The following is a 15,692-nucleotide window of genomic DNA, read 5'->3' as shown; positions in this document are numbered from 1 at the left end:
GAGCCTAGGCACTTATGAAGGATTTAAATACCTCCTAAATGAATAATTTATTATTGCGACGTATGCAAGTGCCCTTTATTAAATACTTTGTTACTTAAAAGTACTGTTTAAAATCATCAGGCTATTTATAATAGCTAAAATATAAATAATTGGTGAGGTTAGTGTGCAAATAACACAAGGTATGGAATATTTTTTTTCCGGGTTTAAGTTAATTAGTCAAAAAGGGCTAAAACGCTTTGTGCTTATACCCTTACTTATTAATATTTTATTATTTGGTAGCTCCTTATTCTTTTTATTTGGCTGGCTTAGTGATGGCTTTAACGCTGTAAATTCAATGCTTCCAGAATGGCTTAGTTGGCTCGAATGGCTAATGTGGCCGATTGCTGTGCTGGTGGTGCTGTTTAGTTACAGTATGTTATTTACCGTTATTACTAACTTTATTGCTGCCCCTTTCAATGGCTTACTTAGTGAAAAAGTAGAGCTATACTTAACTGGTCAAAAAATTAACGATGACGGATTAGCTGATTTAGTAAAAGATGTGCCACGAATGCTGGGCCGAGAATGGACTAAGCTTTGCTACTACCTCCCACGCGCTATTGGCTTTTTTATTTTATTATGGGTGTTACCGGTAATAGGCCAAGTACTCTGGGTACTCTTTACCTGCTGGATGTATGCGGTGCAATATAAAGATTATGCTTTTGATAACCATAAAGTCAGCTTCACTCAAATGAAAAGTGACTTAAAAGGCAAACAAGGGTTATCTTATGGGTTTGGCTTTGCAGTAATGCTGTTAACCGCTATCCCTTTCATAAATTTAATTGTGATGCCTGTGGCAGTATGTGGCGCTACGCGGTTATGGGTTGAGCATTACCGACCACAATATCGTAGTTAAAAAAATGGGCCAGTTGGCCCATTTTTTATACTCGCTAATCGATTAACTATATAAGCTTTGTGGTACTTTAATTACATTTAAGTGTACCGTTATTTCTTCACGATCATGGTACAAATGCTTAGCTTGTAATTCGTAGCTGATACCGAACTTCGCCATTTCTTCTCTAATCATTTTTAGACATTCATACACACTGTCAAAGCGTTTTTTCATCGGTAATTTTAGATTGAAAATAAGCTCTTTTGCATAGGCATTTACTGCCCAGTCAATCATCAAGTTAGTTACTTTCGTTGGTTTTTCTACCATATCGCAAACTAACCAGGTTATGTTTCTTTTTTCTGGGCGGTATTTAAAACCATCTTCTCTAAAATGTTTTACTTGCCCTGTTTCCATTAAACTTTCATTCATTGGGCCATTATCTATCGCGCTAACAAACATACCACGGCGAACCAACTGATAAGTCCAACCACCTGGGCAAGCACCTAAATCAACGCTGCGCATGCCAGCTTGCACTCTTGACTCACGCTGCTGCTCAGAAATAAACACATTAAATGCCTCATCTAACTTAAGGGTTGAACGGCTTGGGCCATCGCTTGGCATACGTAAACGTAAAATACCCATAAAGAAAGGTGAGTTGTTATAACTGTAAGAGTAACCCACATACGCAGTATTATTAGCTAAAAACAGCACATGCATCACTGGACGATTTGCTTTTGGTTCACGTAATACGGTGTTTTGTTTCTCGAGTGCTTTTTTAAGTGGAGTTGATATTTTTTTACAAAAAGTCAGTAACTCTTTACCCTCGTTGGTATCGGGTGTTTCTACTCGCAGCTCAGAGCATAAAGTAAAGTCTTTTGCGGCATCAACAATAGCGCCCACTCTATCCTCTACAGGCATATTTTCTATCAAGTTACCGGCAAACCATTGGCGTGCGAACACCATATTCTTAAAATCAACTTTTTTGATTATTTCGTCGCTGTGCTGCGCTTCAAAACATTCATAAATAACATAACCGGTATTTGGTTTAGCTTTTACATACCCAGCAAACCCTTGCTCGGCGGCATGAAACGTTATTTCAGCAGCGGCATCGTTCTCAAAACCACTACGACAGTAAATCACAACACTAGACATATTAACCCTTAAACTCTTTAAAACTTAAATCGTGCAACTTGCACTAAAATAACTATCCAACCAATAATAAAGCACAGCCCACCCAAGGGGGTAATTGGGCCCAGCCACTTCAACCCTGTTAAGGCCAGTAAGTATAAGCTGCCACTAAATAACAGTGTACCTGCTATAAAAAAACCACCCGCTAGGCTTAAATTAATACCCCACTTTATTAAGATTGCCACTGCAATCAGTGCCAGCCCATGTACCATTTGATACTCAGCGGCGGTTTTAAAAATACCAATAGCATAATCTGATAAGCGGCTTTTTAAACCATGGGCAGCAAATGCGCCCAATATCACTGAAAATAGACAAAAGAAGCTGCCTGCGAGTAAAAATAGTTTAATCATGTTTTTTCTCTTTTATATTCTCAACAGTGTTTTTTATAAATTTAGCGGCCTGCATTGCTGCAACATTCAGGTTTTGCTGCTCTGTGATACCACTTTTTTTACGTGGTTTTAGTGAGTGGTCACCATCAGTTAACCATACATACTGCGGCTGTTTTGGCATCGCCATTGTGGCAAGCTCTTCGCGAGTACCAAAGGTGTCTCGTTCACCTTGCAGTACTAAAAAAGGACACGGTATATCTGCAAAGTGCTCTGTGCGAAGCTTTTCTGGCTTTCCCGGTGGATGAAACGGGTAACCAAACGCAAGTACGCCTAAAACAGCATGCGAGGTCGAACAAGCAAGCATAGACGCCATACGCCCGCCCATTGATTTACCCCCTATAAATAGCGGTAAATTTGCATCAGCTTGGCTAAGTATATGCTCAAAATAACTGAGTAGTTTGGGTGCTCGCTCTGGTGGGCGACGTTTATTGGTTTGTTTAGCAATGTGCATGTATTCAAAATCAAACAGCCCAACGTCAATACCACACTCACTTAGCTGTTTTGCCATGATTTGCATAAAGTCAGAGTCACTGCCAGCCCCTGCACCATGCGCAAATATAAACTGTGCGATTGCAGGTTGCTGACTGCTTTTAACCCATTCAATGCTCATTAATATTCTTGCTCCTGCTCAACGAGGCTTAACATCCAATCTTTAAATGACACAATTTTACCTAATTCATTTTGCGACTCACGGATCACTAAATAATAGGCGTTTTTACTTTCTAAACTGTGGTTAAACGGGATCACTAATCGCCCTGCATCAATATCTGGTTTTGCTAAAACACTATTACCAATTGCAACCCCTTGACCATGAACCGCAGCTTGCAGCACCATTGAGGAGTGACTAAAAATAGGCCCTTGGTTAACTTGTACATTGCGTACACCCGCGGTTTTCATCCAGGTTTTCCAGTTTTTACGCGTGGTGTCATGCAACAAGGTATGGTTTGCTAAATCACTTGGTTGATTAAGCGCTCTGGGTCCACTTAACAGTAATGGGCTACACAGCGGCACTAAGTATTCAGTGTGCAATTTATAAGCTTGTACGCCACTCCAATGACCACGACCATAGTAAATTGAAATATCAACATCGTCAGTTAACGAGTTTTCGTCTTGATCTTGGGCTTTAATTCGCACATCAATTTCTGGGTGTAATTCATTAAATAAGCTCAATCGAGGAATAAGCCATTGAATAGCAAAACTCGGAGTTAAACTCACTGTTAGCGAGCCTTTAGCACCTCGGGCTAATAGCTTTTCGGTTGCGTCAATTAACTGCGTAAAAATCTCTTTAATATCTAAAAAGTAGCCTTGACCTTCTTCGGTCAAAAGTAACGAGCGATTTTTACGTAAAAACAATTTTAACCCTAAGTGCTCTTCGAGGGTTTTAATTTGATGACTTACCGCAGCCTGCGTCACATACAACTCTTCTGCGGCTTTAGTAAAGCTTAAATGACGGGCTGCAGCTTCAAAAGCTTTTAGCGCGTTTAATGGAGGAACTCGTCTTGACATGGCAACCAAGCTTAGAATTAGTTTTTCTTATGCGGTGAATTATATACCTATGCTGGGAAAGAGTATATTCAAGCCACAAAAAAAGCGACCTAAGTCGCTTTTTAATGAGTTAATAAGCCTTATAAATCGCTAGCACTGGTATCAAGCGGAGCAAAGCTTTTGATTAAATCATCAACCGCTTTCATTTGCGATAAGTACCCTTCTAATTTACTCAGTGCTAATGCACAAGGCCCATCACATTTTGCTTCATTTGGATTTGGGTGTGCCTCAATAAATAAGCCTGCAATACCCAGTGCCATGCCACTACGAGCCAGTTCTGCTGCTTGAGCACGACGACCATCGGCTGAATCAGCTCGACCGCCAGGACGTTGTAGCGCATGAGTGGCGTCAAATATAACGGGCGCCATGGTTTTCATGTCATCCATGCCCAGCATATCAACCACTAAGTTGTTATAACCAAAGCTCGAGCCACGTTCACACAAGGCCACATTATTGTTGCCGGCTTCATTAAATTTAGTAATGATATGACGCATTTCATGCGGGGCTAAAAACTGAGGCTTTTTAACATTAATAATGGCGCCGGTTTTAGCCATTGCGACAACTAAGTCTGTTTGACGTGCCAAAAACGCAGGTAACTGAATAACATCAACAACTTCTGCAACTGGTGCTGCTTGGTGAGGTTCATGCACGTCAGTGATCAAAGGAATATTAAAGGTGTTTTTAATCTCTTCAAATATTTTTAAACCTTCTTCCATGCCCGGACCGCGGTAAGAATTAATGGACGAGCGATTTGCTTTATCAAATGACGCCTTAAATACATAAGGAATATTGAGCTTAGTGGTTACTTCAACATAATGCTCAGCTATGCGCATCGCTAAATCACGAGATTCCAGCACGTTCATGCCACCAAATAAAACAAAGGGTTTATTATTTGCCAGTTCTATTTGATTAATATTTATAACTTGGTTGTTCATTTTAATTCCTTATGGTGCAACTGCTTGCATCATTAATCCACAAATATACGCCATATATGTACCTACACCATAGCCAAGTACTGCTAATAATACACCTACCGGTGCCAGTGATGGGTGAAACGCAGCGGCAACAACAGGTGCTGAAGCAGCGCCCCCTACATTGGCCTGAGAGCCAACAGCCATATAAAATAACGGCGCTTTAATTAGTTTAGCAACAATCAGCATTAAGCCAGCGTGAGTTAGCATCCAAATCGCACCAATCACAAAATACATTGGTGAATCAAAAATCGCCATCACATTCATATGCAGGCCAATCGATGCCACTAAAATATATAAAAAGGCAGATGCCACTTTAGACGAGCCAAAGGCTTCGATATGACGCACTTTAGTGAACGATAGACTAATACCGATAGTGGTAGATATAACAATAAGCCAGAAGAACTTACTATTTAGGCTGTATTCTTTTGCCCATGCATAATTGTTGGCAAAGAAGGGCCCTAAAATATCAGCACAAAAATGTGCTAGACCTGTAATACCAAAGGCAATAGCAATAATCATCATGTAATCATTCAGCGTTGGCATACGGGCATGCTCTGCATGGTACTTTTCAACACGTTGCTTCAAATCTTCAATCGCAGTGGTATCGGCTCCCGCTTTGGCATCAATCGCTTTATGGTTAGCCGCCATTAATAATAATACTGCCATCCATAAATTAGCCACAATCACATCAACAGTGACCATCGCAGAAAAAATATCACCGCCAACTTCGAACATCTCTTTCATAGATGCTTGGTTTGCGCCACCGCCAATCCAGCTGCCCGCAATAGTTGTCATCCCGCGCCAAACAGCATCAGGGCCATGACCCCCCACTGCTTCAGGGTATACGGCACTCATGATTAAAATAGCTAATGGGCCACCAATCACAATGCCTGCGGTTCCTGTTAAGAACATGATTAATGCTTTAGGGCCCAGATTAATAATCGCTCTTAAATCAATGCTAATGGTTAATAAGATTAAACACGCAGGTAATAAATACCGCGAAGCAACGTAATAAACACTCGACTGCGAGCCATCAACAATACCAAAGGTATTTAATAACGATGGTAAAAAATAGCATAGCAATAGTGCAGGCACATATTTGTAAAATGCTACAAGCCCTGGACGCTGACTAGACGAGGTTTTAAAAATAAAGCCTAAAATAATCGCCAGTAAACCAAGCACTACAGCATCATTGGTAATCAACGCAGTTTGGGGATCAGCCATAACGTTTCCTATTTTTATTTTTAATGGTGGGTTTTATGATTATCTTCAAGTTCTTCGATTTGGTGTTGGATGACTTCTATCGCAGGGTCGTCGGGACACTCATCAACAAAAAATTGTAAATCATCTCGTGCCATTTTAGGGCAGCCAAGCTGATTTAGTAAATAGCCTCTGTCGCGTCGCTCATAGGGATCATCCCCTAGCATTTCCATTAACAAATCAACGCAAGTTAACGCATGACCAAATTTGTTCTCACTGATGAAAGACCATTTTTGTTGCGCTAAAAATAATTTATATACTTCGTCTTCAAAAATAAGTTCGAGAGGCTCTTGCTCTTGTGCATTATCTTCGTTGCTGTTTTCAGGAATGATGTACCAGCTTTGTTGACCACTGCTAGGCTCAACAATATACCCTTCATCATCGCTCATTGCGACGTGAATGCCCACTTCGCCTTGAGTTATACTTACACTGGCATCAAGTTTTGCGTGCTGTAAAAAATGGCATAACAAAATAGCTAAGGTGGTGGGGGTACCACTGCGCATAGACAAGGTGTAACTAATGCTATTTAGCTTGTACTCAGGTACTTTCAAGCTTGACGCACTAAATAACCACTGACTGTAAAAACAATCAAGTAATTGTTCTAAACGATCATGCGGATCGCGTGTTTGCGAACAAATAGCCTCTATTTGTTGCTCAAACGCAGTCAGTATTTTAAGACTTGGTGTTAAGTCTATTTGAGGGTCCCATTTAGCTTCTGCTTTAATACAACGATATATAGCCGGTGGCAAAAAATCATCGTAGGCATCTTCTATATAAGATTCATCGTGTTCATCAAACCCGAGGGTGGTCATTCATACTACAACATTCTAGAAAACGAACACGTAGTTTACCTAATTTTAAGGCTAGATACCAATAATCAGAAATGAATTAAAGAGGTAAGCTTTGCACCTTGGGTGCAAAGCTTAAACAAATATTGTTAATTATAACAATAGCGGGGCTTTAGCAGTTGCTAAAAAGCCGATAGCTAAGATAACCGCAGTGTTAAACACTAAAAAGATGACCTTAGGTAATGTCGTGGTTTGCTTAGCACTAATAATCCCAACAGCGATATAAACAACCACCAGCACAATTTTTTCTAATAACCAAAGTTGCTCTAATGGATTTATTTTAGCCATGGCCATTAAAGTAATAGCCGAGATGATTAGTAAAGTGTCTATACTGTGGCTACCAATAAAAACCACTTTATTTTTAGCAAGGCTACCACTGCCCATGCGAGAAAAAGAACGTACGTAAAATAAAATAATACTCACTAGCGCAATTACCATGTGCGTATGTTTTAATGCTAAATAATCCATGTGTATTGTTACTTCTGTTTAGTTATGTGTTTTATCAGGAAAGCGTAAAAGTACCGCCTCAAGTTCTTCAAGTTTATCATTGAATACATCAACAAGTTTAGGATCAAAATGCGTGCCTTTATTTGCATTGATCTCCGCAACCGCTTCTTCAAGCGTCCACGCACCTTTATAACAACGTTTATGGCGCAGTGCATCATAAACATCTGCCAATGCCACTATGCGAGCAAAAATATCGATACGCTCGCCTTTTAAGCCGCAAGGGTAACCAGAACCATCCCACTTTTCGTGATGTTGCTGTGCAATTAACGCCCCTGCACTGACTATTTTACGCGGTGAATCTTTTAAAATGGCGTAGCCTTTGCCTGCGTGGGTTTTCATAATTTCCCATTCATCGCTATTTAACTTACCAGGCTTATTTAAAATAGCATCTGGAATACCTATTTTTCCCACATCATGTAAAGGCGATGCAAAACGAATTAAATTCGCTTGCTCTTCAGATAATCCATACCCTAATGCCAACTCATAACAAATATAAGCAACCCGCTTTACGTGATTACCCGTTTCACATGAGCGCTGTTCAACCGCTTCACTTAAACGATAAACAAGTTCTTGTTGGGTGGCTTCAACTTCAGTATGTAATTGTACATTTTCAAATGCCAACTGCACATTTTGAGAAAAAATTTCAATTAAATTTCGTTGCGTATCCGTCAGTTTAGATGGCACACCGGATACAAATAACATCGAATTATGATTAAACTTACTACTGCAGTAGGCAAACAAATAGTCATCTCTGTAAACAATTGCTTTGTTGGCTAGGGCTTCTTGGCACGCTTGCAATTGATCTTCTGCCAGTACTGTTTCGAGCTCTTCCCCTTCGCGCTTCGCAAAATCACCAGTGCCAGAGCAAACAATCAGTTTTTTATTTAATTCCTCTGACGGATTTTGCGCAACTAAGGTGGTGGCGTACATAGCTTCGTCGGCCACGTTAAGTAAGGACGTTAGCTGCTGCATCACCCCCTCAATAAAGTTATCCATTGAATGAGTGGCAAAAATATTGCGAGAGGCGGTAATTATTTTTTCTAGCCCCTCACGTGACTGCTCAATAGAAATAATATCTCGATACGAGCGAAGACTAGCCATCATCACGGTGAATAGTTTTTGTGCGGTGAGTTCTGTTTTTGATTTGTAGTCATTTATGTCGTAATTCACAATAACTTGGCGTTCAGGCGCTTGCCCCGGTTGCCCAGTACGTAAAATGATACGAATGTAATTATTTTTAACGGTATCGCGTATGTACTTCGCGACTTGCAAACCGGCGTCATCTGTTTCCATTACAACATCAAGTAGGATGATGGCTGCATCAGGATGATCATCAATTAACTTTTTTGCCTCTGCACCTGAGTAAGCGCTAATAAATTCCAAACGTTTATCTTGGAATTTAAAGTCACTTAACGCTAAGCGGGTTACAGCATGAACCTCTGGCTCATCATCAACTATTAAAACTTTCCATGTCCCTTGCTCTTCACTTGCTACTTCAGGTGGTTGTTCATTTGAAAATAAAAAATCTTCCATCACATAGAATTCCTTAAACCATATGCAAACAAACAACGGAGCTATTTTAAATTATTTAGGGCCATTGTCCGAACGTTACGCGGTCGTTATTACCAAGATCTTTCACTGTGCTTACATTTATAAACGCCATTTGATTGAAAATATGACGAACAGCTGCACTTTGCTCAAATCCGTGTTCAATTAAAAGATAGCCACTTGCGTGTAAATAGTCACGTGATTGTGTAATTATTTGTTTAATATCAGCCATTCCTGCATCATCTGCAACTAATGCAGACAAAGGTTCAAAGCGTACGTCGCCTTGATATAAGTGTACATCGTCATGTTCTATATAGGGTGGATTGGTTACAATTAGATCAAATTTTTTGTTTTTTAACGCACTGAACCAGTTACTTTGCTCAACAGTGACATTATTTATCGCTAAACGTTGTTGGTTGCGCTTGGCCAACGCCACCGCGTCATCAATACGATCAACAGCCGTAATATCCCAAGTAGGCATTTCACTCCCTAGCGCCAGTGCTATTGCCCCGGTACCCGTACCTAAATCAAGTACTTTCGCGTTTTTAGGCACTTCGCATTCAAGCGCAAGCTCAACTAAGGTTTCTGTATCAGGTCGAGGGATGAGTGTTGTTGGGTTCACTTCAAGTTGCAAACTCCAAAATTCACGGCACCCGGTAATGTGCGAAACGGGTTCGCCTTGTAAGCGACGTTCACAAGCATGTTGAAATGCCTGATACTGCTCATCTGTGAGCTGTTTTTCAGGCCAAGTAAATAAATAACTTCGTGGTTTTTGTAAAATATTGAGCAGTAATACTTGTGCATCTAACTTTGCGCTATCACTACTTGATGCTAATAAATTAGCACCTGTAGCAATAGCGTTTTCAACAGTGGGGTTCACGATTAATCGTCGCCCATTGCTGCAAGTAAGTCGGCTTGATGCTCTTGCATTAGTGGCTCAACAACGGCACCTAAGTCACCCGCTACCACTTCATTAAGACGATATAGTGTTAGGTTAATACGGTGATCGGTAATACGACCTTGTGGATAATTGTAGGTACGAATACGCTCAGAACGATCACCGCTGCCCACTAAGTTACGACGCTCTGATGCTTCAGCAGCATGACGCTTTTCATCTTCAGCTTGCTGAAGGCGTGCAGCCAATACCGACATCGCTTTAGCACGGTTTTTATGCTGAGAGCGCTCATCTTGACACTCAACCACTACACCCGTAGGTAAATGGGTAATGCGAATGGCAGAGTCGGTTTTATTAACGTGCTGACCACCCGCGCCCGATGCTCTAAAGGTATCAACTTTAATATCAGCAGTATTGATTTCGATGGCTTCTGCTTCTGGTACTTCAGCCATAACAGCTACAGTACATGCTGAGGTATGTACACGGCCCTGAGACTCAGTTTCAGGGACACGTTGTACACGATGCACGCCTGATTCAAACTTTAATTGCCCGTAAACACCTTCACCGCTGATGTTAGCAATTACTTCTTTATAACCACCGTGTTCACCTTCGTTGGTGGTGACAACTTCTACTTTCCATTTTTTTGTTTCTGCGTAACGGCTGTACATTCTGAATAAGTCACCAGCAAAAATAGCCGCTTCATCGCCACCCGTTCCAGCGCGAACCTCTAAAAACACGTTGTTATTGTCTTTCGGATCTTTAGGCAGCATCAGAACTTGAATATCGTCTTCTAAAGTCGAAATCTGTGCTTTTGCTTCTTTATATTCTTCTTGTGCCATTTCACGCATTTCAGGGTCTGAATCTTTAAGCATTTCTTCAGCACTGCTCAAATCTTCTTGCGCTTGCTGGTACGCTAAAAATGTTTTTACCACTTCTTCAAGCTCAGAGTATTCTTTTGAAAGAGTACGAAAGCGGTTTTGATCACTAATGACCGATGGGTCACTTAGCAGCGCTTGTACTTCTTCATAGCGCTCAACTAAGGTTTCTAATTTACGATAAACGGACTCTTTCATTTAACTGTTATTCCTGATCTATACCTAACATTTTTTTCAATTGATTTAACTGAGCCACTTCACCTTTTTTCGCTGCATCTTGGATGGCACGGGTAGGCGCGTGCATTAAGCGATTGGTTAATTTATTGGCTAGCTCTAATATTACTTTTTCTGCATTTTTACCTGTATTTAGCTGGCTAATCGCCCTATCTACAAGCTCTGCTTTTGTTGTTTGTACATCATTACGGTAGTGGCGAATTAAATCCACTGAATCTAGTGAACGCAGCCACATAAAAAACTCTTTGGTGCGCTCACTAATAATAATTTGTGCTTGCTCTGCCGCTTGCTCACGCGCTGCCATGTTTTCGCTAACAATCGTTTGTAAGTCATCAACCGAATATAAGTAAGCGTCGTCAAGCTCACCTACTTGACTCTCAATGTCGCGCGGCACAGCAATATCTATAAATAACATTGGCTTATAACGGCGTTGTTTTAGTGCTTGTTCTACTACCCCTTTACCAATAATAGGCAAAGTACTGGCAGTGGAGCTAATAACAATATCGGCTTGGTGTAATCGTTCAGGTAATTGTGCCAAAGCAATAACATCTGCTGATACTTCATCAGCTAAGCCGCGAGCGCGTTCAATTGTTCTATTAGCTACGGTTATTTTTTGCGGTTCATTTTGGTATAGATGTTTTGCTACCAGCTCAATGGTTTCACCGGCACCAATTAATAGCACCTTGGTTTTGTCTAACTTGCCGTAAATGTGCTTTGCAAGATTAACCGCAGCAAATGCGACCGATACCGCACTCGCGCCAATATTGGTTTCGGTGCGTACTTCTTTTGCCACTGAAAAGGTTTTTTGAAACAAACGATCAAAAGTAACGCCCACCGCATCGTGGGTTTTTGCACTATTATACGCTTGCTTTATTTGCCCTAAAATCTGTGGCTCGCCTAATACTAATGAGTCAAGCCCACAAGCTACACGCATTAAATGATTTATTGCTGCGCCGTCTTCATAACAATAAATGTTTTTACTCAGTTCATGTTCATCTAAACCATGGAAACTGGCTAACCATTGCAACAATGTTTGGGAATTTTGCTGCGCAAGGCTACAATACACCTCAGTGCGATTACAGGTAGAGACAATAACCGCCTCATTAAAGTCGGCATGGCCACTTAATTGTTGTAGCGCCTCTGAAATTTGCTCAGGCGAAAAGGCCACTTTTTCTCGTAAATCTACGGATGCGGTTTTGTGATTAATACCAAGTGCTATTATGGTCATATCTGCCAAATATTGCTGAGCCCTACTACATAGGCGGCAATTTTATCAAAAATCTCAGGAATATGGAAAGTAAGGAACAACATTTGACTCGACAATATTTTATTTTAACCCTGTTATTTATTTTTTTAACGGGCTGCGCTAATAAAAACAACTACAATACAAAAGCTTACGAAGACTGGAAGTTACGCCTTAGCGAACAAAAAACTTGGCAGGTGGAAGGTAAATTAGCGTTTATTAGCCCTGATGAGCGCCAATCTGCTAACTTAAATTGGCAACAAACACAAAATAGTAATCATTTAGTGTTAACCACATTTATTGGCACCCGAATTTTATCGCTCAAACAAACCGCAGTGGGGGCTGAATTAATATTTGATGATCAACAGTTTTTTGATACTAATGCGAGTAAACTTTTACAACGCTTAACGGGGTTTACTTTACCGGTAAATAACGCCGGTCAGTGGTTAAAAGCCACTATTGACGATCAAACCTTAGACGTTGACCAGTTAGGCCGTGCTAGAAGCGTGTTATGGTTTGATGGCGATGGCAAAAAATGGCAAATAAACTACACCAGTTATGTGCAAAAACACGGTTTTTGGTTGCCAAACGCCTTAACCTTAACCCATCAAAAGATTAAAATTAAAATCAAACTCTACGATTGGCAGTTTAACTAATTATGAATACTCTCTGTGAATTTTCGCTGATTGCCCCAGCTAAGCTAAATTTATTTTTACATATTAATGGTCGCCGCGATGATGGCTATCATGAATTAGAAACCCTGTTTACATTTTTGAACTATGGCGATGAGCTCCATTTTACGCTTAGTAATGATAAAAATATTAGTATTAGCGGCGACACTCATGACATTGCGTTAACGGACAACTTGATTTATAAAGCAGCGTTGTTACTACAAACTCAGTGTAAAGTGAATGTAGGTGCAAAAATAAATTTAACCAAACGTTTGCCTATGGGCGGAGGCGTTGGTGGCGGTTCATCCGATGCAGCAACAACACTTTTAGCCCTTAATACGCTGTGGAATACTGCCCTTACATTAGATGAACTTGCAGATTTAGGGTTAAAACTCGGTGCAGACGTACCTGTGTTCATTAAAGGTAAAAGTGCCATAGCGCATGGCATTGGCGAGCAATTAGAGTATGTTAAACTGCCACAAAAATGGTACTGCGTTGTTTTTCCAAACCAGCATGTCAGCACTGCAAAAATATTTACTCACCCGGATTTAAAACGCGACACACCTAAGCTTTCAGGTGACTGGCAACAGCAGATTTTAACTAACGATTGTGAGCCTTTAGTGAAAAAGCTGTGTCCCGAGGTTGAAAAAACCCTGCAGTGGTTGCTAAAATACGCCCCATCAAAGATGACCGGAACAGGTTCATGTTGTTTTGTTGAATTTGCTAGCCAAGTTCAAGCACAAGATGTACTTGCTAACCTCCCCCATACTTGGCAGGGGTTTATCGCTTCAAGCGTTAATACTTCTCCTGCTCACACGGAGTTAGCCGCCATCATTGATAAATGAAGTAACGTACAAGTAATCACAAGTTAACCTACTTTGTTCATTCAATGTAAGTTAGTCCAAAAATTCAGTGCCTGAGGAACCCTACCGTGCCTGACATGAAGCTCTTCGCTGGTAACGCAACACCTGACCTAGCTCAAAAAGTTGCAAAACGTTTATATATTGAATTAGGCGATGCTGTTGTTGGCCGTTTTAGTGACGGTGAGATCAGTGTTCAAATTAATGAAAATGTTCGTGGCTCGGATGTTTTTATCTTACAATCAACCTGTGCTCCTACTAACGATAACCTGATGGAACTTATCGTTATGGTTGATGCGCTACGCCGTGCATCTGCCGGTCGTATCACTGCTGTTATTCCTTACTTTGGTTATGCTCGTCAAGATCGTCGTGTTCGTTCTGCGCGTGTTCCAATTACAGCTAAAGTGGTTGCGGATTTCTTATCAAGTGTAGGTGTTGACCGCGTTCTTACGGTTGATTTACACGCTGAGCAAATCCAAGGCTTCTTCGATGTACCAGTGGATAACGTATTTGGTAGCCCAGTATTATTAGAAGATATGAAAAACCGCGACTTTGATGACGTGGTAGTTGTATCACCTGATATTGGTGGTGTTGTACGTGCCCGTGCAATTGCAAAACTATTAAACGATACCGACTTAGCTATTATTGATAAACGTCGCCCTCAAGCTAACGTTTCTCAAGTAATGCATATTATTGGTGACGTTGAAGGCCGCGATTGTATTATTGTTGATGACATGATTGATACCGGTGGTACATTGTGTAAAGCGGCTGAAGCCCTTAAAGAACATGGCGCTAAACGTGTATTTGCTTACGCTACTCACCCAATTCTTTCTGGTACAGCTGCAGAAAACTTACGTAACTCTGTGATTGATGAGGTAATTGTAACTGACTCAATTCCACTGTCTGACGAACTAAAAGCACTTGATATTGTTAAAGTATTAACGCTTGCAGATATGTTAGCAGAGACTATTCGTCGCATTAGCAACGAAGAATCTATCTCGGCAATGTTTGAACACTAAAGTTAAACATTAATGAGTATAAAAGCGCCTTTTGGCGCTTTTTTTGTAAGCGATGTTTATTTTATAAACCCGCGGTGGTATGATAGCGCGCCTTTTGGCTAGGGACCTTGGTCGCAAAGGCCCTAACACTTTTAATTATTGGAGACATTATGTCTAACACAACTTATACTTATGACGCTGAACTTCGCGTAGAAACTGGTACTGGTGCGAGCCGCCGCCTACGTCGCGAAGACAAAGTGCCGGCAATCCTTTATGGAGCTGATAAAGAAGCTTTATCGCTTACTTTTGAACATAAAGATATGATCAAAGCACAAGAAGACGAAGGCTTTTACACTCACATTCTTACATTGAATGTAGGTGGCGAGAAAGTTGAAGCTATCTTAAAAGATATCCAACGTCACCCTTTCAAGCCTAAGCTTACTCACCTTGATTTCCAACGTGTAGACGCAACTCACAAACTAGTAACTAAGGTTCCTTTACACTTCATCGGTGAAGATAAAGTAACTAAGTTAGGTGCAACTGTTGTTCACCAGTTAACTGAAGTTGAAATTTCTTGTCTTCCTAAGTCACTTCCAGAATTCATCGAAGTTAACGTTTCTGATCTTGTTGCTGGTGATTCAATCCACCTTACAGATCTTGCGTTCCCTAAAGGTGTTCAATCTGTTGAGCTTGGTAAAGGCGAAGGCCACGATCAGTCTATCGTTACTATCAAAGCTAACAAAGCAGCTCCAACTGAAGACGACGCTTCAGACGCTGCAGAATAATATT

The 15,692-nt window shown here is 40.8% G+C and carries 17 protein-coding genes; 5 read left to right on the top strand and 12 right to left on the bottom strand.

Annotated features, from left to right (window positions below; genetic code table 11):
• Positions 1-181: 181 nt before the first annotated feature.
• On the top strand, positions 182-892 hold the full coding sequence (gene cysZ, locus P20311_RS17050; protein ID WP_370587363.1) for a sulfate transporter CysZ: 711 nt from the start codon (positions 182-184) through the stop codon (positions 890-892).
• A gap of 42 nt (positions 893-934) precedes the next feature.
• Here cysZ and rlmM read toward each other — a convergent pair whose 3' ends face one another.
• The 12 genes from rlmM to hemA all read right to left on the bottom strand — a co-directional run bounded on the left by rlmM (position 935) and on the right by hemA (position 12,359).
• Positions 935-2,020: a 23S rRNA (cytidine(2498)-2'-O)-methyltransferase RlmM gene (rlmM, locus tag P20311_RS17045; RefSeq protein ID WP_008115188.1), complete on the bottom strand. Its 1,086-nt coding sequence runs from the start codon at positions 2,018-2,020 to the stop codon at positions 935-937.
• A 17-nt stretch (positions 2,021-2,037) separates the two neighbouring features.
• Complete coding sequence (locus tag P20311_RS17040; protein WP_008115187.1) at positions 2,038-2,406, bottom strand: DUF423 domain-containing protein; 369 nt, start codon at positions 2,404-2,406, stop codon at positions 2,038-2,040.
• Complete coding sequence (locus P20311_RS17035) at positions 2,399-3,055, bottom strand: alpha/beta family hydrolase (protein WP_008115186.1); 657 nt, start codon at positions 3,053-3,055, stop codon at positions 2,399-2,401. The genes P20311_RS17040 and P20311_RS17035 overlap by 8 nt, the downstream gene beginning before the upstream one ends.
• Positions 3,055-3,951 carry a transcriptional regulator GcvA gene (locus P20311_RS17030; RefSeq protein WP_008115185.1) on the bottom strand — a complete coding sequence of 299 codons (897 nt, stop codon included), beginning with the start codon at positions 3,949-3,951 and terminating at the stop codon, positions 3,055-3,057. The genes P20311_RS17035 and P20311_RS17030 overlap by 1 nt, the downstream gene beginning before the upstream one ends.
• A gap of 119 nt (positions 3,952-4,070) precedes the next feature.
• Positions 4,071-4,925, bottom strand: coding sequence for a 3-deoxy-8-phosphooctulonate synthase (gene kdsA, locus P20311_RS17025; RefSeq protein ID WP_008115184.1), 855 nt, complete (start codon positions 4,923-4,925; stop codon positions 4,071-4,073).
• 9 nt (positions 4,926-4,934) lie between these two features.
• Positions 4,935-6,188 carry a DUF819 domain-containing protein gene (locus P20311_RS17020; protein ID WP_008115183.1) on the bottom strand — a complete coding sequence of 418 codons (1,254 nt, stop codon included), beginning with the start codon at positions 6,186-6,188 and terminating at the stop codon, positions 4,935-4,937.
• A gap of 20 nt (positions 6,189-6,208) precedes the next feature.
• Positions 6,209-7,036, bottom strand: a complete 828-nt coding sequence (locus P20311_RS17015; protein ID WP_008115182.1) for a tetratricopeptide repeat protein — start codon at positions 7,034-7,036, stop codon at positions 6,209-6,211.
• A gap of 129 nt (positions 7,037-7,165) precedes the next feature.
• The gene (locus P20311_RS17010) at positions 7,166-7,540 is read right to left on the bottom strand and encodes a SirB2 family protein (RefSeq protein ID WP_008115181.1); all 375 of its coding nucleotides are present in this window, start codon (positions 7,538-7,540) and stop codon (positions 7,166-7,168) included.
• An 18-nt stretch (positions 7,541-7,558) separates the two neighbouring features.
• On the bottom strand, positions 7,559-9,112 hold the full coding sequence (locus P20311_RS17005; RefSeq protein ID WP_008115179.1) for a DUF3369 domain-containing protein: 1,554 nt from the start codon (positions 9,110-9,112) through the stop codon (positions 7,559-7,561).
• A gap of 55 nt (positions 9,113-9,167) precedes the next feature.
• Positions 9,168-10,007, bottom strand: coding sequence for a peptide chain release factor N(5)-glutamine methyltransferase (prmC, locus tag P20311_RS17000; RefSeq protein ID WP_008115178.1), 840 nt, complete (start codon positions 10,005-10,007; stop codon positions 9,168-9,170).
• A gap of 2 nt (positions 10,008-10,009) precedes the next feature.
• On the bottom strand, positions 10,010-11,095 hold the full coding sequence (prfA, locus tag P20311_RS16995) for a peptide chain release factor 1 (protein WP_008115176.1): 1,086 nt from the start codon (positions 11,093-11,095) through the stop codon (positions 10,010-10,012).
• Positions 11,096-11,102: 7 nt separating this feature from the next.
• Complete coding sequence (gene hemA, locus P20311_RS16990; protein ID WP_175611419.1) at positions 11,103-12,359, bottom strand: glutamyl-tRNA reductase; 1,257 nt, start codon at positions 12,357-12,359, stop codon at positions 11,103-11,105.
• Positions 12,360-12,442: 83 nt separating this feature from the next.
• On the opposite strand from hemA, the gene lolB reads away from it, so the two are divergent.
• The 4 genes from lolB (at position 12,443) to P20311_RS16970 (ending at position 15,688) form a co-directional block, all read left to right on the top strand.
• Positions 12,443-13,030 carry a lipoprotein insertase outer membrane protein LolB gene (lolB, locus tag P20311_RS16985; RefSeq protein WP_008115171.1) on the top strand — a complete coding sequence of 196 codons (588 nt, stop codon included), beginning with the start codon at positions 12,443-12,445 and terminating at the stop codon, positions 13,028-13,030.
• 2 nt (positions 13,031-13,032) lie between these two features.
• Positions 13,033-13,890 carry a 4-(cytidine 5'-diphospho)-2-C-methyl-D-erythritol kinase gene (gene ispE, locus P20311_RS16980; RefSeq protein ID WP_008115170.1) on the top strand — a complete coding sequence of 286 codons (858 nt, stop codon included), beginning with the start codon at positions 13,033-13,035 and terminating at the stop codon, positions 13,888-13,890.
• An 86-nt stretch (positions 13,891-13,976) separates the two neighbouring features.
• Complete coding sequence (locus P20311_RS16975) at positions 13,977-14,924, top strand: ribose-phosphate pyrophosphokinase (protein ID WP_008115168.1); 948 nt, start codon at positions 13,977-13,979, stop codon at positions 14,922-14,924.
• 149 nt (positions 14,925-15,073) lie between these two features.
• Positions 15,074-15,688, top strand: a complete 615-nt coding sequence (locus tag P20311_RS16970) for a 50S ribosomal protein L25/general stress protein Ctc (RefSeq protein WP_008115167.1) — start codon at positions 15,074-15,076, stop codon at positions 15,686-15,688.
• The last annotated feature ends 4 nt before the right edge of the window (positions 15,689-15,692 follow it).

The organism is Pseudoalteromonas sp. BSi20311, assembly GCF_000239875.1.
In the GTDB taxonomy this organism is placed as follows: Bacteria; Pseudomonadota; Gammaproteobacteria; order Enterobacterales; family Alteromonadaceae; genus Pseudoalteromonas.
Note: the sequence above shows the minus strand (reverse complement) of the source record. Positions and strands in the feature narration are given on the sequence as shown.

Excerpts from the sequence above, each read along its gene's own strand:
- P20311_RS17015 (WP_008115182.1), bottom strand. The coding sequence starts at position 7,036 with ATGACCACCCTCGGGTTTGATGAACACGATGAATCTTATATAGAAGAT.
- P20311_RS17035 (WP_008115186.1), bottom strand. The coding sequence starts at position 3,055 with ATGAGCATTGAATGGGTTAAAAGCAGTCAGCAACCTGCAATCGCACAG.
- cysZ (WP_370587363.1), top strand. The coding sequence starts at position 182 with ATGGAATATTTTTTTTCCGGGTTTAAGTTAATTAGTCAAAAAGGGCTA.
- kdsA (WP_008115184.1), bottom strand. The coding sequence starts at position 4,925 with ATGAACAACCAAGTTATAAATATTAATCAAATAGAACTGGCAAATAAT.
- P20311_RS16970 (WP_008115167.1), top strand. The coding sequence starts at position 15,074 with ATGTCTAACACAACTTATACTTATGACGCTGAACTTCGCGTAGAAACT.
- ispE (WP_008115170.1), top strand. The coding sequence starts at position 13,033 with ATGAATACTCTCTGTGAATTTTCGCTGATTGCCCCAGCTAAGCTAAAT.
- hemA (WP_175611419.1), bottom strand. The coding sequence starts at position 12,359 with ATGACCATAATAGCACTTGGTATTAATCACAAAACCGCATCCGTAGAT.
- P20311_RS17030 (WP_008115185.1), bottom strand. The coding sequence starts at position 3,951 with ATGTCAAGACGAGTTCCTCCATTAAACGCGCTAAAAGCTTTTGAAGCT.
- rlmM (WP_008115188.1), bottom strand. The coding sequence starts at position 2,020 with ATGTCTAGTGTTGTGATTTACTGTCGTAGTGGTTTTGAGAACGATGCC.
- prfA (WP_008115176.1), bottom strand. The coding sequence starts at position 11,095 with ATGAAAGAGTCCGTTTATCGTAAATTAGAAACCTTAGTTGAGCGCTAT.
- P20311_RS17020 (WP_008115183.1), bottom strand. The coding sequence starts at position 6,188 with ATGGCTGATCCCCAAACTGCGTTGATTACCAATGATGCTGTAGTGCTT.
- P20311_RS17010 (WP_008115181.1), bottom strand. The coding sequence starts at position 7,540 with ATGGATTATTTAGCATTAAAACATACGCACATGGTAATTGCGCTAGTG.
- P20311_RS17005 (WP_008115179.1), bottom strand. The coding sequence starts at position 9,112 with ATGGAAGATTTTTTATTTTCAAATGAACAACCACCTGAAGTAGCAAGT.
- P20311_RS17040 (WP_008115187.1), bottom strand. The coding sequence starts at position 2,406 with ATGATTAAACTATTTTTACTCGCAGGCAGCTTCTTTTGTCTATTTTCA.